The 25,433-nt window shown below is 64.3% G+C and carries 27 protein-coding genes; 10 read left to right on the top strand and 17 right to left on the bottom strand.

Annotation, left to right across the window (positions count from 1 at the left end; all coding sequences use genetic code 11):
- Position 1: 1 nt before the first annotated feature.
- Both ACUY1T_RS18315 and ACUY1T_RS18310 read right to left on the bottom strand, forming a co-directional pair.
- Positions 2 to 1,069: a metal-dependent hydrolase gene (locus ACUY1T_RS18315; RefSeq protein WP_446025018.1), complete on the bottom strand. Its 1,068-nt coding sequence runs from the start codon at positions 1,067 to 1,069 to the stop codon at positions 2 to 4.
- 35 nt (positions 1,070 to 1,104) lie between these two features.
- Entirely contained in the window at positions 1,105 to 1,641 is a 537-nt protein-coding gene (locus ACUY1T_RS18310; protein WP_446025017.1) for a DNA-3-methyladenine glycosylase I, read from the bottom strand.
- 93 nt (positions 1,642 to 1,734) lie between these two features.
- On the opposite strand from ACUY1T_RS18310, the gene ACUY1T_RS18305 reads away from it, so the two are divergent.
- From ACUY1T_RS18305 to ACUY1T_RS18295, 3 genes are all read left to right on the top strand, one after another.
- Positions 1,735 to 2,235: a DUF411 domain-containing protein gene (locus ACUY1T_RS18305; protein ID WP_446025016.1), complete on the top strand. Its 501-nt coding sequence runs from the start codon at positions 1,735 to 1,737 to the stop codon at positions 2,233 to 2,235.
- 98 nt (positions 2,236 to 2,333) lie between these two features.
- Positions 2,334 to 2,774 (top strand): lactoylglutathione lyase, encoded by a 441-nt coding sequence (gloA, locus tag ACUY1T_RS18300; RefSeq protein WP_446025015.1) that lies wholly within the window; start codon positions 2,334 to 2,336, stop codon positions 2,772 to 2,774.
- Positions 2,775 to 2,808: 34 nt separating this feature from the next.
- The gene (locus ACUY1T_RS18295) at positions 2,809 to 3,264 is read left to right on the top strand and encodes an META domain-containing protein (RefSeq protein WP_446025014.1); all 456 of its coding nucleotides are present in this window, start codon (positions 2,809 to 2,811) and stop codon (positions 3,262 to 3,264) included.
- A gap of 65 nt (positions 3,265 to 3,329) precedes the next feature.
- Here the strand turns inward: ACUY1T_RS18295 and ACUY1T_RS18290 are convergent, their stop codons facing one another.
- The 7 genes from ACUY1T_RS18290 to ACUY1T_RS18260 form a co-directional block, all read right to left on the bottom strand.
- The gene (locus ACUY1T_RS18290) at positions 3,330 to 4,064 is read right to left on the bottom strand and encodes a phosphatase PAP2 family protein (protein ID WP_446025013.1); all 735 of its coding nucleotides are present in this window, start codon (positions 4,062 to 4,064) and stop codon (positions 3,330 to 3,332) included.
- 151 nt (positions 4,065 to 4,215) lie between these two features.
- Positions 4,216 to 4,995, bottom strand: coding sequence for a 3-hydroxybutyrate dehydrogenase (locus tag ACUY1T_RS18285; protein WP_446025012.1), 780 nt, complete (start codon positions 4,993 to 4,995; stop codon positions 4,216 to 4,218).
- A gap of 22 nt (positions 4,996 to 5,017) precedes the next feature.
- Entirely contained in the window at positions 5,018 to 6,388 is a 1,371-nt protein-coding gene (locus tag ACUY1T_RS18280; RefSeq protein WP_446025011.1) for a TRAP transporter large permease, read from the bottom strand.
- 51 nt (positions 6,389 to 6,439) lie between these two features.
- The gene (locus ACUY1T_RS18275) at positions 6,440 to 7,030 is read right to left on the bottom strand and encodes a TRAP transporter small permease subunit (RefSeq protein ID WP_446025010.1); all 591 of its coding nucleotides are present in this window, start codon (positions 7,028 to 7,030) and stop codon (positions 6,440 to 6,442) included.
- A gap of 85 nt (positions 7,031 to 7,115) precedes the next feature.
- Entirely contained in the window at positions 7,116 to 8,225 is a 1,110-nt protein-coding gene (locus ACUY1T_RS18270; RefSeq protein ID WP_446025009.1) for a TRAP transporter substrate-binding protein, read from the bottom strand.
- A 273-nt stretch (positions 8,226 to 8,498) separates the two neighbouring features.
- Positions 8,499 to 9,917 carry a sigma-54 interaction domain-containing protein gene (locus ACUY1T_RS18265; RefSeq protein WP_446025008.1) on the bottom strand — a complete coding sequence of 473 codons (1,419 nt, stop codon included), beginning with the start codon at positions 9,915 to 9,917 and terminating at the stop codon, positions 8,499 to 8,501.
- 36 nt (positions 9,918 to 9,953) lie between these two features.
- The gene (locus ACUY1T_RS18260; protein WP_446025007.1) at positions 9,954 to 12,803 is read right to left on the bottom strand and encodes a valine--tRNA ligase; all 2,850 of its coding nucleotides are present in this window, start codon (positions 12,801 to 12,803) and stop codon (positions 9,954 to 9,956) included.
- Positions 12,804 to 13,022: 219 nt separating this feature from the next.
- On the opposite strand from ACUY1T_RS18260, the gene ACUY1T_RS18255 reads away from it, so the two are divergent.
- Positions 13,023 to 13,301, top strand: coding sequence for a type II toxin-antitoxin system RelE/ParE family toxin (locus ACUY1T_RS18255; protein WP_446025006.1), 279 nt, complete (start codon positions 13,023 to 13,025; stop codon positions 13,299 to 13,301).
- A 159-nt stretch (positions 13,302 to 13,460) separates the two neighbouring features.
- Positions 13,461 to 13,748, top strand: a complete 288-nt coding sequence (locus ACUY1T_RS18250) for a HigA family addiction module antitoxin (RefSeq protein WP_446025005.1) — start codon at positions 13,461 to 13,463, stop codon at positions 13,746 to 13,748.
- Positions 13,749 to 14,167: 419 nt separating this feature from the next.
- On the opposite strand, the gene ACUY1T_RS18245 is transcribed toward ACUY1T_RS18250, so the two are convergent.
- The 3 genes from ACUY1T_RS18245 to ACUY1T_RS18235 all read right to left on the bottom strand — a co-directional run bounded on the left by ACUY1T_RS18245 (position 14,168) and on the right by ACUY1T_RS18235 (position 17,552).
- Positions 14,168 to 14,608 (bottom strand): DNA polymerase III subunit chi, encoded by a 441-nt coding sequence (locus ACUY1T_RS18245; RefSeq protein WP_446025004.1) that lies wholly within the window; start codon positions 14,606 to 14,608, stop codon positions 14,168 to 14,170.
- A 193-nt stretch (positions 14,609 to 14,801) separates the two neighbouring features.
- The gene (locus ACUY1T_RS18240; RefSeq protein WP_446025003.1) at positions 14,802 to 15,899 is read right to left on the bottom strand and encodes a branched-chain amino acid aminotransferase; all 1,098 of its coding nucleotides are present in this window, start codon (positions 15,897 to 15,899) and stop codon (positions 14,802 to 14,804) included.
- Positions 15,900 to 16,031: 132 nt separating this feature from the next.
- Entirely contained in the window at positions 16,032 to 17,552 is a 1,521-nt protein-coding gene (locus tag ACUY1T_RS18235) for a leucyl aminopeptidase (protein ID WP_446025002.1), read from the bottom strand.
- A 116-nt stretch (positions 17,553 to 17,668) separates the two neighbouring features.
- On the opposite strand from ACUY1T_RS18235, the gene lptF reads away from it, so the two are divergent.
- From lptF to bfr, 5 genes are all read left to right on the top strand, one after another.
- Positions 17,669 to 18,748: an LPS export ABC transporter permease LptF gene (gene lptF / locus ACUY1T_RS18230; protein WP_446025001.1), complete on the top strand. Its 1,080-nt coding sequence runs from the start codon at positions 17,669 to 17,671 to the stop codon at positions 18,746 to 18,748.
- Entirely contained in the window at positions 18,748 to 19,812 is a 1,065-nt protein-coding gene (gene lptG, locus ACUY1T_RS18225; protein WP_446025000.1) for an LPS export ABC transporter permease LptG, read from the top strand. Before lptF ends, lptG begins: the two co-directional genes overlap by 1 nt.
- Positions 19,813 to 19,889: 77 nt before the next feature.
- Positions 19,890 to 20,369, top strand: a complete 480-nt coding sequence (locus ACUY1T_RS18220; protein ID WP_446024999.1) for an RDD family protein — start codon at positions 19,890 to 19,892, stop codon at positions 20,367 to 20,369.
- 104 nt (positions 20,370 to 20,473) lie between these two features.
- Positions 20,474 to 20,680, top strand: a complete 207-nt coding sequence (locus ACUY1T_RS18215; RefSeq protein WP_446024998.1) for a (2Fe-2S)-binding protein — start codon at positions 20,474 to 20,476, stop codon at positions 20,678 to 20,680.
- 181 nt (positions 20,681 to 20,861) lie between these two features.
- Positions 20,862 to 21,344, top strand: a complete 483-nt coding sequence (gene bfr, locus ACUY1T_RS18210; protein ID WP_197566544.1) for a bacterioferritin — start codon at positions 20,862 to 20,864, stop codon at positions 21,342 to 21,344.
- A 69-nt stretch (positions 21,345 to 21,413) separates the two neighbouring features.
- Here bfr and ACUY1T_RS18205 read toward each other — a convergent pair whose 3' ends face one another.
- From ACUY1T_RS18205 to ACUY1T_RS18185, 5 genes are all read right to left on the bottom strand, one after another.
- Entirely contained in the window at positions 21,414 to 21,638 is a 225-nt protein-coding gene (locus ACUY1T_RS18205; RefSeq protein WP_263581285.1) for a DUF1653 domain-containing protein, read from the bottom strand.
- Between the two features lie 16 nt (positions 21,639 to 21,654).
- Positions 21,655 to 22,509 (bottom strand): tRNA cyclic N6-threonylcarbamoyladenosine(37) synthase TcdA, encoded by an 855-nt coding sequence (gene tcdA, locus ACUY1T_RS18200; RefSeq protein WP_446024997.1) that lies wholly within the window; start codon positions 22,507 to 22,509, stop codon positions 21,655 to 21,657.
- 28 nt (positions 22,510 to 22,537) lie between these two features.
- Positions 22,538 to 23,305: a pseudouridine synthase gene (locus ACUY1T_RS18195; protein WP_446024996.1), complete on the bottom strand. Its 768-nt coding sequence runs from the start codon at positions 23,303 to 23,305 to the stop codon at positions 22,538 to 22,540.
- Positions 23,306 to 23,389: 84 nt separating this feature from the next.
- Positions 23,390 to 24,688 (bottom strand): Glu/Leu/Phe/Val family dehydrogenase, encoded by a 1,299-nt coding sequence (locus ACUY1T_RS18190; protein ID WP_446024995.1) that lies wholly within the window; start codon positions 24,686 to 24,688, stop codon positions 23,390 to 23,392.
- A gap of 99 nt (positions 24,689 to 24,787) precedes the next feature.
- A complete protein-coding gene (locus ACUY1T_RS18185; RefSeq protein WP_446024994.1) occupies positions 24,788 to 25,321 on the bottom strand; it encodes a GNAT family N-acetyltransferase in 534 nt (177 codons plus the stop codon).
- Between the last annotated feature and the right edge of the window lie 112 nt (positions 25,322 to 25,433).

The raw sequence follows: 25,433 nt of genomic DNA, 5'->3' as shown, positions 1-25,433 counted from the left end.
CTCAGCAGGCCTCGGGCACGTATTCGATCCAGCGGTCGGCAACGAAGTCACTGGTGCAGAGCGTAGCCTCGGGGGTGAGAATTCTTGCCCCCAACTGGCCCAGCGTCTCCAGGCCGGCACGAGAATCGGGCGCGACCCGCTCGGTGACTTCCAGCGGCTGCCATGCCTCCTCATCGCGTACCGCCAAGGCGTAGCTGAAGGCAAAGAAGCCCGGGAAACCCAGGCGCAGGTCGGTAGCGACCAAGGTTTCCCTGCCGTTCATTTCGAGCGCCTCGTAGCGCAGGTAAGGCCCGGCGAACCAGTCCAGTCGCCGGCCCTTCTCCAGCGCAAGGGCAATGGGCTCGAGTTCAGCGCCACGGCTGAAGGTTTCCACGACCGGTGCCCGGCCACCATCCAGCAGCCCCACCAGGGTTTCATGATGACGATCGCCATCGATGATCGTCACCCGCCACAGTAGCGTGTTGAACGGGGTAGGTTGCACCAGCCGCGGTGCTTCCTGCAGGCCGCGCTCGGCCAGCAGCGGGGCAAGGCGGTATTCCACGACACCCTTGGCGGCCATGGCGAAGGCCAGGTAGGCACAGGAGAGCCCCAAGCCCCAGGCGGGGCCGCGCAATCCATTGCCAGTGGCCATGGCAAAGCCGATGCCCACCAGTAGCGGTAGGGTGTAGAGCGGATCGATGATGAATACCACCGGCCAGGCACTGGGGCGTACATCCAATGGCCACCAGATCTGGGTGCCATAGGTGGTCAGCACGTCGAGCAGGGGATGGGTGACCAGGCAGAGTACGAAGTAAGCCCACCAGCGCCCGAAGGAAATGTCGCGAGCCGGGGCGAAGTGCCGGGCGAGCAGCGCCAGCAGCGTGCCGAGACCCGTCAGCACGAACAGCGAGTGGCTGAAGCCGCGGTGCTCGGTGATATTGGCCACCGCATCGCCGTAATCGAGGAAAACGTCGAGGTCGGGCAGGGTGCCCAGCGCCGCGCCGATCAACACCGCCTTGCGTCCCAGGCGCCGGCCAAGCACGGTGCCACCCACCGCCGCTCCCAGCGCTGCCTGCGTCAGGGTATCCATCTGGCTCGGCTCCTTTCGATAAATGAGACTGCGGCTTAGACCCTATTCCAGGCCGGGCCGATTGCCAGAATACGCTGGTGGACGGGGCAGTCGTCGCGGTGTGCACCTGGCAGGTAGCCGGTGCTCATGAGAAATTCGCCAACGATCTCCGGGCCGGTGAAGCGGAAGGTGCGGCGGAACAGCTTGACCCAGTCGGCCAGTGGCAGTGGGTGGTGCTGGTCGAGCCAGACCGCAAAGCTGCCATGCTCCTCACGCAGCGTCTGGATCACCCCGGCGTTGTGTATCGCCGCCTCGACCTTGAGCCGGTTGCGGATGATGCCGGCATCGCCGAGCAGGCGCTCACGGTCGGCGTCGTCGAAGGCCGCAACCCGATCGACGTCGAAGTTGTCAAAGGCTCGCCGGAACGCATCGCGCTTCTTCAACACCGTCAGCCACGACAGGCCGGCCTGGTTGATCTCCAGCACGAGACGTTCGAACAGCGCCGTGTCGTCCTCGACCGGGAAGCCGTACTCGTCCTCATGGTAGGGGCCATGCCAGGGGTGGCCCGGGGCCAGATCACAATAATGCGACATTTCCGCTCTCTTCCCTCGGGAGGTATTGGCAAGCCAACGGCGGCTTGTCACGATGCCACAGCATGGCGTTGCAACGCTTCAGGAGCTGCTGATATGAAGATCCTACCCGCAAACCGCAAGACCCGGAAGGCAACGGCACTCTCCGCTGTGGCCGGGGGGCTGCTGGCGCTGTATTTCACCCTTGCCCCAGGTACCGATTCCCTGGCTGGCCCCGTGGTCGAGATGTACCAGGACCCCAACTGCGGCTGCTGCACCGACTGGGCCGATCATCTCAGACAAGAGGGCTTCGACGTTCGCCAGCACAAGACCCGCGACATGCGCGCGGTGAAGATCGAGCACGGCGTTACGCCGGAGCTTTCCTCCTGTCACACGGCGCTGGTCGAGGGCTACGTGATCGAGGGCCACGTCCCTGGCGCCGACATCAAGCGGCTGCTGGAAGAGAAGCCCGATGTGGTGGGGCTGACGGTGCCTGGCATGCCCCACGGTTCGCCGGGCATGGAGACGGGGCGCTACGACGACTATGCGGTGCTGACCTGGCGCCACGAGGACCGGACACCGGCGATCTTCAATGAGTATACTCATCCGGAACCATGAGCCTTGAGAAGCGCCGTTCGATTGCCGCGCGAGATGGTGCGCAACCCAGCGCCGCTATTCGAATAGCGATTCTTCAAGGGAACGACAAGGAGTGACATATGCAGTACCTGCACACCATGGTGCGTGTCAGCGACCTGGATGCGTCGCTGCGCTTCTACTGCGACTTGCTGGGGCTGAAGGAAGTGAGGCGCAAGGAGAACGAGAAGGGACGTTTCACCTTGGTTTTTCTCGCCGCACCCGAGGACGAGTCGCGTTCCGCCGATCTCAAGGCGCCGGAACTCGAGCTGACCTACAACTGGGATCCTGAAGAGTACGGCGGTGGGCGCAACTTCGGTCACCTGGCCTATCGGGTCGACGATATCTACGCGCTCTGTGAAAAGTTGCAGGCGGGCGGGGTGACCATCAACCGGCCGCCGCGCGATGGCCACATGGCCTTCGTGCGCAGCCCGGACGGCATCTCGATCGAACTGCTGCAGAAGGGCGATCCGCTGCCGGCCAGGGAGCCCTGGGCCTCAATGCCGAACACCGGCTCCTGGTAAGAACCCGCGACGAGAATAAGGAACGAATCTCTCCATGAACAAGTCTCGCTCTGGCCGTGTACTGCTGTTGGCACTGGTGGCCATGACCCTGGCCGCGTGTGGCGGCAAGCCCACTGAGCCGGCTCGACAAGACCAACCCCGTGCCTCGAGCGATCATCCAGTGGTGGGGCAGCGCTGGAACCTGCTGCTGGTAGGCACCGATGAGCGGCTTTCGATGCCCGAGACGCCGCATTTCATCGTGTCGCCTGACGGCCGTGTGGCTGGCAGCGACGGCTGCAATCAGCTCAATGGCCGGGTGAACCTCGACGAGGGCAACCGCATCCAGTTCAGCGAGCTGGCCACTACCCGCCGGGGCTGCCCACAGCTCGAGGATGCCCGGCGCATCACCGGGATGATGGAGAACGCCTACCGCTTTCTGATCGACCACGACCGGCTGGTGTTCTTCGGGCCGGACCAGCGAGTGCTGGGCGGCTGGCGCAAGGCGAATTGATGTAGTGACAAAGCGCGGCCAAGGCCGTGCTTTGTCACCTACGGAGAAGTAGGCAAGCGACTTTCCTAACGGCTTGGCAACACATTTCGCAGCTTGATCAGCCCCGCGGTGAGTGCCCGAGCCAGCCCGGGACCCACCGGCGTGAGCAGGATCCACGGTGTGACGATCAGGTTGATCGCCACGGCGGCGAAGAAGACGTCGCTGAACCAGTGGGCGCCGCTGAGAATGCGCGGGGCGCTGAGCAGCACCGCGAACAGCGCGCTGACCAGAGCGACACGCAGCCCGGCGAAACGCCACATGAAGGCAGTGAACAAGAACAGGTTGATGCCATGGTCACCCGGAAAGCTGCTGCCGGAGCTATCCTTGGTCGAGAAGTCGACCATCTGCGTGACCAGGTTGACGTTCTCGTACACCATGGTCGGACTTGGGTGAGTGTAAGGCACCACCATGCGCACCCCCTGGGCGATGAACACCGCCGAAAGCAGCATGGTGATGCCGATACCGCCCCAGCGCAGCAGGCGGTACTGGCCGTGGTCGTCGCGGCTCATGGCCCACAGGTAGAGCGCCAGCAGGATCAGCAGGCTCGCCACGTCGAACAGGCGATTGTTGACGGCGGCCACGAACAGCACCCAGGCTTCGTTGTCCTCGGTCAGCCAGCCATTGGTGGCAAAAAATACCGCATCGTCCAGCTCGGTCCAGAACATCAGGCCGGGCGAGAGCCAGGTCCATACCAGGAAAGCTCCCAGCAGATTGAAGAGCAGGATACGGCCGAGAGCGAAGGTTGGTTGAGTGTGAGGCATGAGGGCATCGGCGCGGGTTGGTGATCGATGCCCTCATTCTATGTGAAAGGCGTGTTGCAGAACAGCGTTCCCTAATTGTCTCTATTGGCTTAGGAAGCGCTGCACAAATTGACGAGCGATTCTCTCGCGCAGGCATTTGTGCAGTGTTTCCCTATTGCATGTACCAGCCGTGACTGGCCACCACCGACTGGCCGGTAAGCGCCGCCGTGGGGAAGGCGGCCAGGTGCAGCGCCACCTCGGCGATGTCCCCCAGCGTGGTGAATTCACCGTCGACGGTATCCTTGAGCATCACGTCGCGTATCACCGCCTCTTCGGAGATGCCCAGCGCCTTTGCCTGCTCGGGTATCTGGCGATCCACCAGCGGCGTGCGCACGAAGCCGGGGCAGATCAGGTTACTGCGCACGCCATGGGCTGCGCCCTCCTTGGCCACGGTGCGACACAGGCCCAGCAGGCCATGCTTGGCGGCCACGTAGGGGGCCTTGAGCGGCGAGGCGAGCTTGCTGTGCACCGAGCCCATGTAGATCATGCAGCCGCTGTGCTGCTGGTACATCTGGCGCAGGGCCGCGCTGGTGACCAGGAAGGCGCCGTCCAGATGCACCGCTATCACCTTGCGCCAGTCGGCGAAGGAGAGGGTGTGCAGCGGCTCGATATGCTGGATACCGGCGTTGGCCACAGCGATATCCAGGCCGCCCCACTCGGCGACCATGCGCTCCACGCCGGTGTTGACTGCCTCTTCATCGGTCACGTCCATGGCCAGCGCCATGGCCTGGCCGCCACCTTGGCGAATGCTTTCCACGGTCGCCTCGGCAGCGTCCAGGTCGAGGTCGGCCACGGCGACCCGGGCGCCCTCCCTGGCGTAGCGCTCGGCGATGGCGCGGCCGATGCCGCCCGCGGCTCCGGTAATCAGGGCGCTCTTGTCGATCAGTTGCATATCTCGTCTCCGTTCAAGCGGATCAGCGTCCGCCATAGATCTCGTTCGGTAGCCAGGTCGCCAGCGGGGCGTAGAAGAACACCAGCATGAGCCCCAGCAGCTGTATCGCCACGAATGGCGCCACACCGAGATAGATATCGCGGGTGGTGATGCCCGGCGGGCACACGCCCTTGATGTAGAACAGCGCAAAGCCCACCGGCGGCGTCAGGAACGAGGTCTGCAGGCAGATGGCGAAGAGCATGGCGAACCACAGCGGGTCGACGCCGAGGCTCATTACCACCGGTGCCACCAGCGGCAGGATGATCAGGGTGATCTCGACCCAGTCGAGGAAGAAGCCGAGCAGGAACACCACCAGCAGGATGGTCAGCACGATACCGGTTTCCGAGAAGGGCAGGCCGGTAAGGGCGAAACGCACCACGTCGTCGCCGCCCAGGCCGCGCAGCACGGCCGCGAACACCGTGGCACCGATGAAGATGGCGAAGATGAACGCCGTGGTACGACTGGTCTGGTAGAGCGCCTGGCGCAGGGTCGTCAGGTTCAGCCGGCGATTGCACAGGGCCAGCAACAGGGCGCCCAGTGCGCCCACCGCCGAGGCCTCGGTGGTGGTGGCAAAGCCGGTGAAGATCGAGCCGAGTACTGCCAGGATCAGCCCCAGCGGCGGCAGCACCGCAATGAATACCTGCAGGAAGGCCCTGGCATCGAGCGGCTTGCGATCCTTGGGTGCCGGGGCCAGGTCCTTGTTCAGGTAAGCGGCGATCAGGATGTAGGCGATGTACATCACGCCCAGCATCACGCCGGGGATCAGTGCGGCCATGAACAACCGACCGACAGAGGCGTCGGAGGTGCCCATGCGGTCGGCCATCAGCACCAGCATGATGCTGGGGGGCACCAGGATGCCCAAGGTGCCCACCGAGCAGGCGGTGCCGACGGCCAGCGACTTGTTGTACTGGGCGCGCATCATCGGCCCCAGCGAGAGCATGCCGAGCAGCACCACCGAGGCGCCGACGATGCCGGTGGAGGCGGCCAGCAGCACGCCGACGATCACCACGGTGATCGCGTAGCCACCGCGTAGGCCGCCGAGCACGCGCACCAGCGAGTTCATCAATCGCTCGGCGATACCGGAGCGGTCGAGCATGATGCCCATGAAGATGAACAGCGGCAGCGCCACCATCAGCTCGTTGGCGACGATACCGTAGATGCGCCGGTCCAGCACGCCGATGGTACCGCCCCAGGAGAACCACAGGTCGGCGCCGATGAATTCCACCAGCACGTGGCCGATGACGGCGAAGACGAAGCCGACGCCGGCCAGCGACCAGGCCACGGGGAAGCCCAGCAGCAGCAGGCCCATGAAGCTGGCGAACATCGCCAGCACGAGAAATTGTTCCAGTCCCATAGTCGATCTCGCTAGGTGAACGTGGCGTATTCCGGGTGAATCGCGCGGCGACTATTGCCGTGGAGTCGTCTTGTGAATGCGCCTGGGGAAACCGAACAGCAGCGTGGTGCAGCGCAGCGCCCGGGAGAACAGCGCCACGGCCACCAGCGTCAGGCCGATGGGAATCAGGGTCTTGATGATGAAGCGATAGGGCAGTCCGCTGGGGGCCTGGGAGCGCTCGCCGCGCTCGAAGGAGCGGAAGCCGTACTGGTACAGTTGCTCCGCCATCAGGTAGAGGATCGGCAGTGCCAGCAGTGCAATGCCCAGTAATTCGATCCAGGCCTGGGTGCGCAGCGAGAATTTCTCGCGGATCACGTCGACGCGCACGTGATCATCGCTGACCACGGCGTAGGCCAGGGTGAGAATCATGGTGGCGCCGAACAGGTGCCAGGAAAGCTCTTCCACGGCGATCGAGCCGCGGCCGAGGATGAAACGATTGACCACGTTGGTCAGGACCACCGCCAGAGTGGCCAGCCACAGCCAGGAAATGGCCCGGCCGAACAGCAGCATGGCCATGTCGAGGCGATAGCTCAGGCGGTTGGTGGGCAGCTCTGGCGCGGAGTGTCCCTCCGGCGCTGGGGTCGCCGAGTCATTGTTGCTCATGGGTAACTCCGAGGGATGAAGAAGTCGGTCGGCCGCCGCCTGTGGGCGGCGGCCAGATCAGCACGGCTAGCGCAATACCGCTTGATCAGTCCTCGAGATTCTCCGGGGCGTAGTAGGAGCGCGGCAGGTGGCCCTTGACGTGCCAGTTGCCATGCACCTTCATGAACTCGCGCTGACTCTCGAGTACGCGACCGAACATCTCGTCCTCCGCGGCGATTTCGGCCTGTACTTCGTTGGTGACGCGGCGCAGTTCGCCGAGAATCTCGTCGGAGAGCACCTGGGCATTCACGCCTTCGTCCTCGAAGTCACGCAGCGCCTTGGGGTTCTCCATTTCGCTCTCGGAGTAGCCATACAGCGTGGCGGCGCGACAGCCCATGTCGATCATCGCCTGGGTCTGCGGTTCCAGCGCCTCCCAGCTGTCCTTGTTGATCAGCAGGTGGGCGGTAGTGAAGGTCTGGTGCCAGCCCGGCAGCACGTAGTTCTGCACGATCTCCTGCATGCCGAGGATGCGATCCACCGCCGGGGCGGAGAATTCCATGGCATCGATGGTGCCGCGTTCCATGGCCTGGTAGAGCTCGCCGCCGGGGATCATGGTCACCGAAGCGCCCAGGCGCTCCATCACGCGGCCGCCGATGCCGGCGAAGCGAATGCGCAGACCGTCGATCTGGTCGAGGTCTTCCAGCGGCTCGGCGAACCAGCCCGCCGCTTCCGGGCCGATCATGCTGCATAGCAGCGGCTGGACGTTGTAGTCCTCGTAGATCTCCTCGAGCAGTTCCGCGCCACCGCCGAAATAGTGCCAGGCCAGGTAGGCGGGCGGTTCCATGCCGAACGGTGCACCGGCGAACAGCGGCAGGGCGGGAATGCTGCCCTGGTCGTAGCCGACCCAGGTGAAGCCGGCGTCGTAGCGGCCTTCGGAGACGGCATCGAGAATCTCGAACGGCGGGATCAGCTCGCCCGGCTCGTAGTAGCGCAGGTTGATGTTGCCGCCGGAAGCCTGCTCCAGCGATTCGCTGAGGAAGCGTACCGGCGTACTCAGGCCGACCAGATGCGAGGGGAAGGCGATGGGCACCTGCCAGCGTACGCGTTCCTGGGCTTCGGCGGTATTGGCGCCCGCGGCTCCTGCCAGCAGGGCGGCAGCGGCAACGCCAAGGGTGAGTGGACGAAAGCGAGTGGCGAAAGCGGGAATGGACGACATGAAGGCTCCTTATGGATTTATTGTCGGTACAACGCCTGTTCGTGCTGGCGGTTGGACGTCTTGGAGGTCGCCCTGCGAAGCGACCTGAGCACCGCTTGGCGGCGCATGCCCCTTCGTAGTGCAGACTTCATGCCATTTAAATAAAAATGATATTAAACAGGTGGTTGGATGGGAGTTGGGGAGGAAGGGTAAAAGCAAGTGTCTGGCAGAACGGACAATTTTCGACCTTGGTCGAAGAGGAATTTGTCCGGAATCCAGTCATATGTCCTGAATTCAGGACAGTCGTTCCAGCTTGGCGTAGAGGACAGAACGGGGGATGCCCAGCAGGCGTGCCGCACGCGACTTGTTGCCGCCGCAGGCATCGAGGGCATTCATCAGCGCCGTGCGCTCGGCTTCGACGACCACGTCGGCTAGCGGACGGACGGTGGCGGTCGGTGCCGATAAGTGCATTGCCTGGGTAGAGTGGGGCAGGGCAGCACGCAGCTCCGGCACGTCGATGACGCTGCAGGCTTCGCTCAGGGCCAGGGTCTGTTCGAGCACATTGCGCAGCTCGCGGATGTTGCCCGGCCAGTCGTGCCGCTGCAGCAGCGCGACGGCCTCGGCGGTGATCTCGGCACGGGGTTCGCCGCTCTCCGCTGCGATCCGGCCGAGAATCGTCTCGCACAGTATTCCCAGGTCGGCGAGCCGTTCGCGTAGCGGGGGCACCTGGATGCGCAGCACGTTGAGCCGATAGTAGAGATCGGAACGGAAGCTGCCCTCGGCGACCATGGCCTCCAGGTCGCGGCTGGTGGCGGCGATCACGCGCACGTCGATGCGCTTGATCTCGTTGGAACCCAGCGGCTCCACCTCGCCTTCCTGCAGGGCGCGCAGCAGTTTGGCCTGCAGCGCCAGCGGCATGTCGCCGACCTCGTCGAGGAACAGCGTGCCGCCGTCGGCGAGCTGGAACTTGCCCTGGCGGGTGCGCTTGTCGGCGCCGGTATAGGCCCCCGGCGCGACGCCAAAGAACTCCGCCTCCAGCAGGTTCTCGGGCACTGCGGCCACGTTGACGGCAACGAAAGGCTGGGTGCCGCGCGGGGAGTCGCCGTGAATGGCTTGCGCCAGCACCTCCTTGCCGGTGCCGGTCTCGCCCAGCAGCAGCACCGGTGTGACCCGGGCGGCGGCCAGCCGGGCACGGCGCTTGACCTCGAGTACCGTGGGACTGGCGCCGACGAAGTCGGCCAGCTCGTAGCGCGAGCCGCGTCGGGCCAGGGCGCGCCTGGCCGCCGCCAGGTCGTGCTGCAGGCGACGGTACTTGCCGAGCAAGGGTGCCAGGGGCTCCAGGTCGTCGAACACGATGAAGGCCACCGCGCCGTTGACCCGTCCGCTGTCCGGGTCGTGCAGCGGCAGCCGCGTGACCACCAGTTGGCGGGACTGGTACTCCATGATATCGAGCAGGATGGGGCGGCCGCTACGCACCACCTCGGGCATGCGGGTATGAGGGATCACCGCGTTGACCGGGCGACCGATGACGCTGGCCGGATCGGCGATGCCCAGCAGCCGGCAGTAGCAGGCATTGATCCAGATGAGACGGCTCGCCTCGTCGACCAGGATCGCCCCGGCGCTGTTGCGCTCGAGCAGCGGGAACAGCGGCCGGATCGCCTCGAGCGTCAAGCCTTGGCTATGGCCGGCCATGGTGCTTTCATCCCGAGGCATTCGTGTCGTCTCCTGGCGGCGGTGTCGGGCCGCTGTTCAGAGCGCAGCGATCTTGTCGCGCTGCTCGACCAGCACACCGCGGGCGGCCTGGTACTCCTTGAGCTTGCCGCGCTCCTTCTCGACCACCGCTTCCGGCGCCTTGGCGACGAAGCTCTCGTTGCCGAGTTTCTTCTCGATGCCGCCAATCAGCTTGTCCTGCTTGTCGATCTCCTTGGCCAGGCGGGCGAGCTCCGCCTCCTTGTCGATCAGGTCGGCCATCGGCACCAGCACCTCCATGTCGCCGACCAGCTGAGTGGCCGAAAGCGGTGCCTCGCTCGGGTCGTCGAGCCAGATGGCGCTCTCGAGCTTGGCCAGCTTGGCCAGGAAGGGCCGGTTGGCCTCCAGACGCTCGCGATCCGCCGGAGCACCCTTGGTCAGCAGCACCTCGAGTGGCTTGCCGGGAGCGATGTTCATCTCGGCGCGAACGTTGCGCACCGCCACGATCACGCCCTTGAGCCATTCGATGTCGCGGGTCGCCTGCTCGTCGATCTTCTCCTGCTCGGCCATGGGCCACGGCTGGTTCATGATCGACTCAGCGCCGTCGCCCGTTGCCTTGCCTGCCAGCGGTGCCACGCGCTGCCAGATCTCCTCGGAGATGAACGGCATCATCGGGTGGGCCAGGCGCAGGATGGCTTCCAGCACACGTACCAGGGTGCGGCGGGTGCCGCGCTTGGCCGCCTCGCTGGCGCCGTCGTCCCACAGTACCGGCTTGGAGAGTTCCAGGTACCAGTCGCAGTACTCGTTCCAGACGAACTCGTAGAGTGCCTGGGAGGCGTGGTCGAAGCGGAACTCCTCCATCGCCTTGGTCACCTGGGCCTCGGTCTGCTGCAGGCGCGAGACGATCCAGCGGTCGGCCAGCGACAACTCGACCTCGCCACCTTGCGCACCGCAGTCCTGGCCCTCGGCGTTCATCAGCACGTAGCGCGAGGCGTTCCACAGCTTGTTGCAGAAGTTGCGGTAGCCGTCGAGACGGCCCATGTCGAACTTGATGTCGCGCCCGGTGGTCGCCTGGGAGAGGAAGGTGAAGCGCAGCGCATCGGTGCCGTGGGGCTCGATGCCCTCGGGGAATTCGTCGCGGGTGGCCTTGGCGATGGCCTTGGCCTTCTGCGGCTGCATCATGTTGCCGGTGCGCTTCTCCAGCAACGTGTCGAGCTGGATGCCGTCGATCAGGTCGATGGGGTCGAGCACGTTGCCCTTCGACTTGGACATCTTCTGGCCCTGGCCGTCGCGCACCAGGCCGTGCACGTAGACGGTCTTGAACGGCACCTCGCCGGTGAACTTGAGGGTCAGCATGATCATCCGCGCGACCCAGAAGAAGATGATGTCGAAGCCGGTGACCAGCACGCTGGAGGGGTGGAAGGTCGCCAGCTCCGGGGTCTTCTCCGGCCAGCCCAGGGTGCCGAAGGTCCACAGGCCCGAACTGAACCAGGTGTCGAGCACGTCTTCATCTTGTGTCAGAACGATGTCGTCACTCAGGCCATGCTTTTCGCGGGCCTCGGCCTCGGTGCGGGCGACATAGACGTTGCCCTCGGCGTCGTACCAGGCGGGAATGCGGTGGCCCCACCACAGCTGGCGGGAGATGCACCAGTCCTGCAGGTCGCGCATCCACGAGAAGTACATGTTCTCGTAGTTCTTGGGCACGAACTGGATGTCGCCGTTCTCCACCGCGGCGATGGCGGGCTTGGCCAGGCTCTCCACGGCGACGAACCATTGATCCGTGAGCAGCGGCTCGATGACGTCGCCAGAGCGGTCGCCAAAGGGCAGGGTATTGTTGACCGTCTCGATCTGCTCCAGCAGGCCGGCGGCCTCCATGTCGGCGACGATCTGCTTGCGCGCCTCGAAGCGGTCGAGCCCGGCGTAGGCCTGGGGCAGGCTGGGGTCGATGTCGGGCAGCGGGCGGCCCTGGATATCGAAGGCTTCGGCCTGGGGCAGGATCGCCGCGTCCTGGGTGAAGACGTTGATCAGCGGAAGATGTTGGCGGCGGCCGACTTCGTAGTCGTTGAAGTCGTGGGCCGGGGTGATCTTCACGCAGCCCGAGCCCTTCTCCATGTCGGCGTGCTCGTCGGCGACGATGGGGATGCGGCGGCCGACCAGGGGCAGTTCGATGAACTTGCCCGCCAGCGAGGCGTAGCGCGGGTCCTCGGGATTGACCGCCACACCGGTGTCGCCCAGCATCGTCTCGGGACGGGTGGTGGCGACGACCAGGTAGCCGAGGCCCGCGTCGGTGGTGACGCCGTCGGCCAGCGGGTAGCGGAAGTGCCAGAAGCTGCCCTGCTGGTCGCGGTTCTCCACCTCGAGGTCGGAGATCGCGGTGTGCAGGGTCGGGTCCCAGTTGACCAGGCGCTTGCCGCGATAGATCAGGTTCTCTTCATAGAGCCGCACGAAGACTTCCTGCACCGCCTTGTAGAAGCCGTCGTCCATGGTGAATCGTTCGCGCGACCAATCAACGCTGGCGCCCATGCGGCGCAGCTGGCGGGTGATGTGGCCGCCGGATTCGTGCTTCCACTCCCATACCTTGTCGATGAAGGCGTCGCGGCCCAGGTCGTGGCGGCTCTTGCCCTCTTCGGCGGCGACCTTGCGCTCCACCAGCATCTGGGTGGCAATACCGGCGTGGTCGGTGCCGACCTGCCACAAGGTGTTGTTGCCTTGCATGCGCCGCCAGCGGATCAGCGTGTCCATGATGGTGTCCTGGAACGCGTGGCCCATGTGCAGGCTGCCGGTGACGTTGGGCGGCGGGATCATGATCGAGTAGGGTTCGCCCTCGCCCGAGGGGGCGAAGCGGCCGTCGGCCTCCCAGCGTTCGTACCAGCGGGATTCGATCTGCTCGGGTTGGTAGGTCTTGTCCATGGGGCGTTCCGGGTCCAGAAATGATCGCCGCCGGTCGTGGGGCCGGGCGGCGGGAAGTCGTCGAAAGCGTGTGGAAAATGGGCTCGATTATAGCGCGAGTAGGGCGTGGGCGTCAGCCGGGTCAGATGACGCTGGATTCAGCAAACATGAATTTGACTCGTGACACGTTACGCGATACACTAGAGGTCAATTCAACAGCGAGGGAGGCGGTACGATGCGATGATAAAGAAAATCAAACACAAGGGCCTGAAAAGGCTCTATGACAAGGGGCAACGTCAGGGGGTGCAACCGAATCATGTAGAAGACTTGGAAGATATCTTGGGAGCGCTGGACTCAGCATCCCACCCACAGCAGATGAATCTGCCGGGCATGGATTTCCATGAGTTAACCGGCAATCGGAAGGGCTTCTATTCGGTACACGTTAACGGTAACTGGGTGGTTACATTCACTTTTGACGGCGAAGATGCAGACCAAGTGGATTACGAAGACTACCATTGATAGGCGGCGATCCTTGATATCCGGCTCGGTACGGATATCAAGGGCTACCGAGAAGAAGGCGCTCATAGAAAGCGATTGATGTTTGCAGAACAACATTTGCTTAAATTGTGTATTGGAATATAGAAAATTTTAGAATTGAGAAAACGAGAGAACAGAGCTATGACGATGAAGAACCCGCCGCACCCAGGACGCTTGCTGCGCCGACGTGTAGTGCCGGCGCTGGGGCTGAATGTCACTGAGTTTTCTGAAAAAATGGGCATGTCTCGTAACGCAGTATCGCGCGTCCTCCATGAACATGCCGGTATTTCCTCAGACTTTGCTGTAAGGCTTGAGCACGGTGGTATCGGAGAGGCTCGCCATTGGCTTGCTATGCAGGCAAATTATGATCTTTGGCAAGCCGAGCATCGCGAGCAGAACCACATACAGAAGTTCGCCGCGGCAGATTAGCAATAATTTTCACTATCCACCCTCAGCGTACCGCGACGCTGAGGGTTTCTTGGAAGTCTTCTTCAATCAGGTGAACCAGAAACTGCTGATGGCACAGGTCACGCGCGCTACATTCGCGACGAGCGGATGCTGCGCCTGTTCCGTCACCATCTGGAAGTCGGCCTGCTCAAGGATGGCTTGACTACGCCGCATAGGCAGGATATGCCCCAGGGGGAACTGAGCCCCGACGTGGACAAGGAACTGTGGAACGCCGGGGCCACCGCTTCTGCCGTTAGGCTATCAATGGATACACCGTCGACTGTGGGACGAGAAAGGCGACTCCCCCATGCTTGTCGGTGCGTGCGCTTCAGGTTCCAGCTATTTGTTGCGCGAACGGGTCTGGCCACTCCTGGCGCCCCTCGCTTTGGCGCCTTGAGGGCTCAGCCGCGTAGCTGATGTGCCTTCACGGGATAGCCGCGCTGCTTGTAGGTCTGCCAGCACTCGCGCTTGGCGACGAGCACTTGCTGGTGCTGGTTGATGATCTCGGCGACGCGCTCGAAGCGCGAGAACCACTCGGGGATGCCCGGGTCGAGGTTGAGCAGCGCCATGGGGGCCTCGGGATTCGGTTCGGGCGGCTGTTCCCAGCCGATGGTCACCGCCACACTGTCGGCCATGTCGCTGCCGAGCAGGGCATGGGGCAGGTAGGCCTCGGGGCGAAAGGTCCAAAGCCGCTCGTCGAGGTCGGTGGCCATGGCCTCGTCCTCGGCGTGCAGGTGCAGCCGATAGCCCTTGCCGGTAATGGTCTCGGCCAGCCGGCAGGCGAAGCCGAGGCGCGCTTCCAGTGTGGTGTCGGGGAGGATGTAGAAATCTACTTGCGTCATTAGAGTCTGCCCGGGGCTTTCCCTCGGGGCAGGCCTTCGCGGAGGCGCTATGAATACATCCCTGTACGCTACCGACGCCATCCCTGGCGTAGGACCTCCGCGTCGGCCTGCCCTTCGGCGCCCCTCGCCTCGGTGGGAATAGCCGTGGTAGCAACGGACTCGCGGCAGCGGGCCCATCGCGGCGCCTTCGCCGTTACACCAGGCGCGTCAACCAGCCATGTGTATCTTCCGCACGGCCGTACTGCAGGTCGAGCAGCTTGGCGCGCAGGCGCTTGGCCACTTCGTTGCCTTCGTCGGGCATGCGAATGGTGTCGTCTTCGCTGATCAACTGACCCACCGGGGTGATCACCGCGGCGGTACCGCAGGCGAAGACCTCGGTGATATCGCCGGAGGCCACGCCCTCGCGCCACTCGTCGATGCTGATGGCACGCTCTTCCGCGGTGAACCCTTCGTCGCGGCCGAGGGTGAGCACCGAGTCGCGGGTCACGCCCTCGAGGATGGTGTCGGTCAGGCGCGGCGTGACCAGGCGGCCGTCCTTGTAGACGAAGAACAGGTTCATGCCGCCCAGTTCCTCGACCCACTTGTTCTCGGCAGCGTCGAGGAAGGCGACCTGGCCACAGCCGTGCTTCTCGGCTTCCTTCTGGGCAGCCAGCGAGGCGGCGTAGTTGCCGCCGCACTTGGCGAAGCCGGTGCCGCCGGGCGCGGCGCGCTTGTAGTGGGAGGAGAGCCAGATCGACACCGGGGCTATGCCGCCCTTGAAGTAGGCGCCAGCGGGGGAGGCGATCACGTAGTAGTCGACTTCCTTGGCCGGTCGCACGCCAAGGAACTTCTCGCTGGCGATCATGAACGGGCGCAGGTAGAGGCTCGATTCGTCGGCTTCGCTGCTGGGTGTCGGCACCCAGGCGTGGTCTCGGGCGAGCAGGGCCTTGAGCGAGCCGACGAAGTCTTCGTCGCTGAGTTCGGGCAGCGCCAACCGGCGGGCGCTGCGGCGGAAACGCTCGGCGTTCTTCTCCGGGCGGAACGACCATACCGAGCCGTCGGCGTGTCGGTAGGCCTTGATGCCTTCGAAGATCTCCTGGCCGTAGTGCAGTACGGCGGCCGCCGGGTCGAGGGTCAACGGGCCGTAGGGGCGTACTTCATGGCCGTGCCAGCCGGACTCGGCCGTCCAGCGTACGTGGGCCATATGATCGCTGAAGTACTGGCCGAAGCCGGGGCTGGCGAGGATGTCGTCGCGAATGTTGGCTGCCACGGGTGTGGCGCTGGGCAGCGTCTCGAAGGTTGCGTTGGGCACGGCAAATGGGTCTCCGCTAAGCCGGGATTCCGGCGTTTTCTTGGGCTTCTACGGCGCTCCGGGTCGGCCGACCCGGAGCGCGCAATGCGACAGGTGTAACGGTTGCCGACTGTGTTGGCAACCTTGATGGCCTTAGGCGTCGTTCTCGACCTGACGCGTCTCTTCCTCGCGGTCGAGCAGGTACTGGGTCAGCAGGCCTACCGGACGGCCGCTGGCACCCTTCTGCTTGCCCGAGGTCCAGGCGGTGCCGGCGATGTCCAGGTGTGCCCAGGGGAACGTGTCGGCGAAGCGCGAGAGGAAGCAGGCGGCGGTGATGGTGCCGGCCGGGCGTCCGCCGATGTTGGCCATGTCGGCGAAGTTGGAGTCGAGCTGCTCCTTGTACTCGTCCCACAGCGGCAGGTGCCAGGCGCGGTCCCAGGCCGCCTCGCCGGCGTCGAGCAGGTCCAGCGCCAGGTCGTCGTCGTTGGACAGCAGGCCGGTGGCGTGGTGGCCCAGGGCGATGATCGCCGCGCCGGTCAGGGTGGCGATGTCGATCACGCTGGCGGGCTCGAAGCGTTCGGCGTAGGTCAGTGCATCGCACAGCACCAGGCGCCCTTCGGCGTCGGTGTTGAGTACCTCCACCGTCAGCCCCTTGAGCGTCTTGATGATGTCGCCAGGCTTGGTGGCGCGGCCGTCGGGCATGTTCTCGGCGGCGGCGACGATGAACACCAGGTTGAGCTTGGGCCGGATGCCGAGCACCGCCTTGGCGGTGCCGAACACGCTGGCGGCACCGCACATGTCGAATTTCATCTCGTCCATGGCTTCGCCTGGCTTGAGCGAGATGCCGCCGGTATCGAAGGTGATACCCTTGCCCACCAGTACGTGGGGGGCCTCGTCGGCGTTCTCTGCCCCTTGGTACTTCATGACGATCAGTCGCGAGGGCTGCTCGCTGCCGCGACCCACCGAGAGCAGGCTATGCGCGCCAAGTTCCTCCAGCGCCGCCTCGTCGAGAATCTCGACGGCGAGCGCACCATTCGACTCACGGCCCAGCTGTTCGGCCTGGTCGGCCAGGTAAGTCGGGGTGCAGACGTTGCCCGGCAGGTTGCCCAGGGTGCGGGTGTAGGCCACGCCCTGACCGATGGCGTTACCGATGCGAGCGCCTTCGCGGGCCTCGTCGGCGGCGTCGCCCTCGCTGAGTAGCAGAGTGATTTTCTCGAGCCGCAGGGGCGGTGCCTTCTCCGACTTGAACTCGTCGAAGCGATAGACGGCGCGCAGTGCGGCCTCCGCGGTCATGCGCGCCTTCCAGGCGACGCTGCGCTCCGGCACCGGAACGTCGGTGAAGGCCGCCGCAACGTCCTCGACCGTGAGCTTGGCCACGGCGGTGAAGGCGGCGTCCAGCGCCTTGATGAAGGCACTCTCCTGGCACTTCCCGCGTTCACCCAGCCCCACCAGCATCAGGCGATCGGCGGAGAGGCCAGGGGCGAAGGGGATCAACTGCACGTTGCCCAGCTTGGCGTCGAAGTCGCCGCGCTCGATCAGTTGGCCGATCAACCGCTCGCTGGCGTCGTCGAGCTTGGCAGCGGCGGGCAGCAGGTCGCCATCCTTGAAAACCGGGACCACGAGGCAGGCCGATTCGGCCTTGGCGGGATTGGCCGTCTGAACTGGGAATTCCATGGTGACTCCACAAGACAAGCGATGGGGGATTCTGGATAATGCCGGCACGGCTCCGGAGCCTGCCGAATCACCCAAGTGTACTCAAGGCATGGCGCCATTGCATGGAAGAGCGCTGCATGATCATTTTTCGATACCTGACACGCGAGATCCTGCTCACCATGGCCGCCGTTGCCGGCGTGCTGCTGCTGGTCATCATGGGCAGCCGGTTCATCCGCTACTTCACCGATGCCGCGGAGGGCGACATACCCGTCGCCATCCTCGGCAATCTGATGCTGTACCACCTGCCCGGCTTTCTCGAGCTGATTTTGCCGCTGGCCTTCTTTCTCGGCATTCTGCTGGCCTACGGTCAGCTCTATCTCAATAGCGAGATCACCGTGCTGGTGGCCTGCGGCATCAGCCCCGCCCGGCTGTTCCAGGTCAGCCTGGTGCCGGCAACCCTGGTGGCGGTCATGGTGGGGCTGTGCAGCCTGTGGCTGACCCCGGCGGGGGCGTTGCACAACGCCGTGATGCTGGAGGAGCAGCGCAGCCGGCTCGACTTCACCGCGTTGGCGCCGGGGCGCTTCCAGGACTTCGGCGGCGGTCGCACCGCCTATACCGAGTCCTTCAGCGACGACGGCAGCCGCATGCACGAGGTTTTCATCAGCGAGCGCCAGCGTCGGCGCGACGGCACGCCGGAAGCCGCCGTGACCCGTGCCGGCAGCGGCTACCAGACCGTGGACCCCGACACCGGCAGCCGTTTTCTGGTGCTGGCCGACGGCGAGCGCTACAGCGTCGACCCGGGGCGCTTCGAAGCCGAGCGGCTGGAGTTCGAGACCTATGCCGTGCGCCTCTCGCTTGGCGTCGAGCGACGTGAGCTGGAGTCGGCAGAGTACGCCACTACGGTTGAACTGTTCGGCGATGACTCCGATCGGGCCCACGCCCAGTTGCAGTGGCGCTTCTCGCTACCGCTGATGGTCTTCATTCTGACGCTGATGGCGATGCCGCTGTCGAGGGTCAATCCGCGTCAGGGACGCTTCGCCAAGCTGCTGCCGGCGATCTTCCTGCACATCTGCTATCTGAGCCTGTTGCTGGCGGCGCTGGATGCCATTGGCCGCGGCACGTTACCGGCGGTCATCGGCATGTGGCCCATCCATGCACTTTTCCTGGCGTTGGGCGTTGGACTGTTGATGCACAACCAGCGCAGGGGGATGCGCTGATGCTGACGGATCGTCTCGACCGCTATATCGCCCGCAACGTACTGGGCGCAATCATCGTCGTTCAGGTGGTGCTGCTCGGCCTCGACCTGGTGATCTCCTATATCAACGACCTGGATGACGTCGAAGGCAACTACGGCGCCTTCCAGGTACTGCTCTACCTGTTGATGCGCCTGCCCTGGCGCTTCTATCAGTACGCGCCGGTGGCGGTGCTGATCGGTGCGCTGATCGGCCTGGGCAGCATGGCGTCGAGCAACGAGCTGACGGTGATGCGCGCCGCCGGGCGCTCTCTCACGCGTATCCTGTGGGGGGTGATGAAACCCATCATCCTGGTGGTGGTCGTGGTGCTGCTGACCGCCGAATACGTCAGCCCACGCACCGAGCAGTTCGCCAGCGCCTGGCGCCTCGAGCAGATGCAGGGTGAGGGCACGGTACTGGTCCAGCAGGGCGGCTGGCAGCGCGAGGGTGACAGCGTCTATCGTTTCGGTGCCATACGCGCCGACGATACCGTGCTCGACTTGACCCGCTACCGCTTCGAAGGGCGCGAGCTGCGCGAGGCCATCACGGCCGAACGCGCCGTATGGCGTGACGGCAGCTGGCTACTGGAAGAGGTCGCCGTCACTCGCTTCTTCGACGACCGTACCGAGGCCGAGCGTCTCGCCGAACAGCCCTGGCAGACCAGCCTGACACCTGACCAGCTCAACCGTCTGCTATTGCCGATCAACAGCCAGGCCCCCAGCGAGCTGTGGGCCTATGCTCGCTTCCTGCAGGAACAGGGGCTGCAGGCAACCCAGCCACTGCTCTATTTTTGGCAGAAGATGTTGATGCCGCTGACCATGGCCTCGCTGGTGCTGGTCGCGGCCTCGTTCGTGTTCGGCCCGCTGCGCACCGTGGCGGCCGGCACGCGCGTGTTCTACGGGGTGGTCGTGGGGTTGTCGTTCAAGTACCTGCAGGACCTGCTGGCACCGGCCTCGACGGTGTTCGGCTTCTCCCCGGTATGGGCCGTGCTGGCGCCGACACTGATCAGTGCCGGACTGGGGCTCTATCTGCTGCGCCGCACCGGCTGACGGCCGGCGCGGCGACCTTACTTCATGATGTCTGCGCCACCCGGCACCTGCCCGTGGCGTTCCAGGAAGAGACAGTGATGCAACGACGTTTCGATCAGCTCGACGATGTATGGCCGGCCGGCCTCGGGCGGCGCCTTGGCGCCATGCTCTATGACGCCTTTCTGGTAGCGGCGCTGTGGATTCTGTTCACCGTGCTGCACGTGGCCTTCGTGCGTCACGGGTTGGGCCTGGGGCCTGAGGAAGTCGGCGCCGGAACGCCGCAGCGTCTGACGCTGCAGCTGTTGCTGCTGGCGGTCGCCTTCCTGTTCTTCGCCTTCTCCTGGATGCGTGGCGGCATGACCCTGGGCATGCAGGCCTGGCGGCTGCGCGTTCAGACCCGTGACGGTTGCTCGATAACCCTCGCCCAGAGCCTGGTGCGCTATCTGGTGGCGTGGCTGTCACTGGCGGCCTTCGGCCTGGGCTATCTGTGGGTGCTGTTCGACACCGAACGCCGCAGTTGGCCCGACATTGCCTCGGGTACGCGGGTAGTGGTCTTGCCCAAGGCGAGCCGCCGGTAATCGATAAAGGCTGATACCGGTCAAAAAAATAGTCGCCTCCCCTCTTGCGATAGGCTATGCGAATCATTTACATTAACTATCGTAAGCATAGCGAGGTGATGTCGATGTACGTATGTCTTTGCAAGGGCGTATCCGACCGCAAGATCCGCGAAAGCGTCGAGAGCGGTGCCCGTAGCTGGCGAGAGGTTCAGCAGGCAACCGGCTGCGGTACCCAATGCGGCAAGTGCGCCTGTGTCGGCAAGACCATCACCCGCGAGGCCGTCAAGGCCGAACTGATGGCCTCGGCCAGAGAATTTGCCTACGCCGTGTAGTGTTGCGAGTCGTCATCGATTCTTCGTTGCCAATCTCTCTCATTCTTGTTGCCATTAATCCAACCGACTGTCCCGGTTGGATTTTTTGCGTGTTTGGGCTGATACTGCCTATTATGATTCGCTGAGCGTCACGCAACGCCAAGACAGGCCCAAGGCCGAGACGAGAGAAGGGAGAAAGGCAATGAAAGGCGATGCCAAGGTCATCGAATACCTCAACAAGTCCCTCGGCAATGAGCTGGTGGCAATCAACCAGTATTTCCTGCATGCCAAGATGTACAAGGACTGGGGCCTCAAGGCACTGGCCAAGTGGGAGTACGACGAGTCCATCGACGAAATGAAGCATGCCGACAAGCTGATCGAGCGCATCCTGTTCCTCGAGGGGGTACCCAACCTGCAGGACCTCGGCAAGCTGCACATCGGCGAGAACGTGCGCGAGATGCTCGAGAGCGACCTCAAGATCGAGCACGAAGGTCGTAACGACTACATCGAGGCCATCGCCTATTGCGAGCAGGTCAAGGACTACGTCTCCCGCGACCTGTTCCGCCATATCCTCGCCGACGAGGAAGAGCACATCGATCATATCGAGACCGAACTCGGCCTGATCGACAAGGTCGGCATCGAGAACTACATGCTGCGCCAGATGCAGGAAGCCGGCGACGAGTAACGTCTCGGCTGCTTGCGATGAGCTTTCAACCGGCGCCACCAGGCGCCGGTTTCGTTTGTCGAGCCTTGCCTAGAACGCTTTTTCGAGGTCGAAGCGCGGCACCGGTTCGCCGCGCACCTCGACGGTCTCGGTGAACATGGCAAGCGGCCGCACCCACAGCCCATAGTCACCGTACAGGGCGCGATAGACCACCAGGGGCTCCTCGGTCTCGCTATGGTGGGCGACGCCGAGCACCTCGTAGCGGTTGCCCTTGTAGTGGCTGTAGATGCCGGGCACGGGAAGGGGATGAGACATCACGCTGGGCTCCAGGTCATGGGGGCGTGTCGTTATCGACGGTTGCCTTGGCGGCTTGCTTGGCCAAGCGGGCGAGCACCCGTGAGGCTGCTACGAAGCCGAAGCCGCCGGTGACGAAGGTGGCCGCACCCACGCCGCTGGCGCAGTCGAGCCGGGTCGATTCGCCACTGCCGGGCTTCTGGTGACAGACTTCACCATCCGAACCCGGGTAGATCAACTGTTCGTCAGAATAGACGCATTCGACGGAAAAGCGTCGCTTGGGATTGCGCGAGAAGCCGTAATCCCGGCGTAGCCGTGCGCGTACCTTGGCCAGCAGTGGGTCATGGTCGGTGCGCGCGAGGTCCGCCACCTTGATGCGCGTGGGGTCGGTCTGTCCGCCAGCAGCGCCAGCGACGACGATGGGCAGCTTGCGCCTCCGGCACCAAGCGATCAGTGCGGCCTTGGCCACCACGCTGTCGATGGCATCGACCACCATGTCGGTATCCTCAGGGATGCGTTGTGCCAGGTTGGTCGGCGTGACGAAGGCGGTATCGGCCAGGACCTCGATAGCTGGCTGTATTGCTCTGCAGCGTTCGGCCAGTACCTCCACCTTGGGGCGGCCGATGTTGCCGTCGAGTGCGGGAAGCTGGCGGTTGACGTTGGAGACGCAGACGTCGTCGAGGTCGATCAACGTGAGTCGGCCGATACCTGAGCGTGCCAGTGCCTCCACCGTCCAACTGCCGACGCCGCCGACGCCGACCACCACCACATGGGCGCGGTGGAAGCGCTCCAGCGCGCTGGCGCCATAGAGGCGCCGGATGCCACCGAAGCGAAAATCGTAGTCGTCCTGCGCTGGCGGGGCGACATCATGCGGACGTAGTGGAGCGGTCATGGCGGCGTCTCGAATCTCCTGGGTCAGGTCAGGTCGGGGCGGGTAAAGGAGCTTCCAGGCAGCGTGCTGCATCGGTCGGCAGATGACCGGCCCAGCCAAAATGCTGGAACAGGCCCGTCATGGAACTATCCAGTCCACAGCTCAAGTCCAGATGATAACCGGCGACGGGATGTTCGAAGCTCAAGCCCACCGCGGCCAGCAGCAGCCGTGGGCACTGCAGGCGTTCGGCGAAGAAGCGGTTGTGGTTGCCCTTGCCATGCTTGGCATCGCCGATGATCGGATAGCCGCGCCGCGACAGGTGGCGGCGAATCTGGTGACGGCGTCCGGTCAGCGGCCGAACCTCCATCAGCGAATAGCGGCTGGAGGGGTAGCGGTCCACCTGCACTGGTAGCTCCACGCTGTCGAGCCTTCTCACCTCGGTGAGGGCCTCGAGCGCCGGCATCTCCGCCTTAGGGCGGCTGCCATCTTCCTCTCGCAGGGCATAGGCCAACCACTCGTGCTCGGGACCGATGCCGCGAACCACGGCCAGGTAGCGCTTGGCGACCCGACGTTGGGTGAAGATCTCGCCCAGTCGGGCCGCAGTACCCGAGTCAAGGGCCAGAACCATGACGCCCGAGGTGGGGCGATCGAGACGATGCACCGGATAGACGCGCTGGCCTAGTTGGTTGCGCAGACGCTGCAGCAGGAACTCGCTCTCGCCGCCTGCCAGCTTGGAGCGGTGTACCAGTAGGCCCGCTGGCTTATGCACCGCCACCAGGCAATCGTCGCGATGAAGAATGGTCAGGGGTTCCGTCATGGTGGCCCGGATATGCGCCTAAGGGGGGCGACATTGTCGCCCCCGCCGGAACGCTTGTCACCTCGCGTGCGGGACCTGGGCACGCTATTCGCTGTCCTGGCAGTTGCCGCGCAGCTGAATGGCGTCGGCAATACGCTCGACGCCCTGGCGATACGCCGCCTTGCGATAGGAGATTCCCTCCCGCTTGGCGCGCTCGAAGACGAGCTGGCTCTGCCGTTCCAGACGCTTGGCCAGGCGCGAATTGACCTCCTCTTCAGCCCAGCGTTCACCGCTGCGGTTCTGTACCCACTCGTAGTAGCTGACGATCACACCGCCGGTATTGGCCAGCACATCGGGCAGCACCGGTACGCCGCGCGCTTCTAACTGCTCGTCGGCATGGCTGGTAACCGGGCCATTGGCGATTTCGAGCACGGCGCCGGCCTTTACCTGGTCGACATTGTCTTCATGGATCTGGTTCTCCAGTGCCGCCAGGGCGAGAACATCGACCTCGAGCGTAAGCAGCTCGTCGCGTTCGAGCTTCTCCACGTCCTCGGCGATGCACACCGAGTCGTCGCAGTAGACCATCTCGTGCAGGCGCTGGTTCTGGGTCTTCTGCTCCATGATGGGATCGGGGTCCAGGCCATCCCGGCTGTAGATGGCGCCCTTGGAGTCGGAAACGGCGACGATGCGATAGCCTCGTTCATGGGCCAGGCGGGCGAAATGATAGGCGGCGTTGCCAAAGCCCTGGATCGCCACGGTGGTATCCTCGGGCTTGCGCTTCTCGTGTGCGGCCCATAGGTCGAGTACATGCAGTGCACCGCGCCCGGTGGCAGCCACGCGGCCCAGCGAGCCGCCCAGGGCAGGCGGCTTGCCGGTGATGGCGGCGGGTACCTTGCCGCGGGCAAGGTGGTCGAACTCGTCGGCCATCCAGCCCATTACCGTGGCGTTGGTGTTCACATCGGGTGCGGGAATGTCGCGATCGGGCCCCATGACATCGGCGATGGCGCGCACGTAGCCACGCGCCAAACGTTCCAGCTCCAGCTTCGACAGCTGCTTGGGGTCGACCTTGACGCCGCCCTTGCCGCCACCGTAGGGAAGGTCGACCACGGCACACTTCACCGCCATCCAGAAGCTCAGCGTGGTCACCTCCTCCTGGTTGACGTCGGGATGAAAGCGAATGCCGCCCTTGGCTGGCCCCAGGGTGGTGTTGTACTGAACGCGCCAGCCGGGAAAGACCTTGAGGCTACCGTCGTCCATGCGTACCGGCACGCTGACCTGCAGCGAGAGGCTGGGTTGCCTCAGGCGCTCCCTGGCATCGCCTTGAATGTCGATGGCGTCGAATACCTCCTCCAGGCGTGAGCGGGCATCGTCGAACAGGTTGGCATGGTCCTTTTGCCCTGACATCGGTTACCTCCTGATGCACGTGATCCGTCGTTGCCTGATACAGCGTAGCAGCCTGTGGTCGTGGCACGGTCAGAGGTGGGGCATGACGGACCCAGGCGCTCAGGCCAGCCAGTCGCGACGTTCGAGGCGGTAGATGCAGCAGATGTCGGCACCCAGCTGACGCTGCTCGACGAAGCGAAAGCCCAGTCGTTCGTAGAAGCGATGGGCACTGCGATTGTCGGCCAGGGGGTCGAGCAGTACCGCGGTGACCTGCGGGTCGGCAAAGCAGTGCGCCAGTGCCAGCTGCATCATGGTGGTGCCGTAACCCTTGCCCAGCTCCTCGGGCTCGCCGATCCAGATGTCGATGGCGCGCAGGCCGTTGGCCACTTCGCCCCAGTAACTGCTCTCCTCGCGAGCGGGGTCGGTGATCTGGACGAAGCCGATGGGACGTCCATCGCGTTCGGCAATGAATTGTCGACGCCCTTCGACCTGATGGCCCAGCTCGGCCTTCCAGTCCCACCTGTCGTTGGGGTTGGCGGCGATGACATGGGGCTGGGCGTCCCAGCGTGTGAGCAGGGCAATGTCGTGTGGCGTTGCAGGGCGCAAACGAAGCCTGCGCTTGGCGTTCACTTCCATATGTAAAGGGATGGCCATGCTTCCGTCATAAGGATAGCCAAAGCATAGCAGCTACTACTGGCATCAGGGTTTGCTCCTGGGCGGTGGCTCATGAGGCTTGGGCACGCCGTCATTACGACGCATCGCTTGA

The organism is Billgrantia sp. Q4P2 (assembly GCF_052806135.1).
The sequence above is the reverse complement of the archived record's forward strand: the minus strand, read 5'-3'. Positions and strand labels throughout refer to the sequence as shown.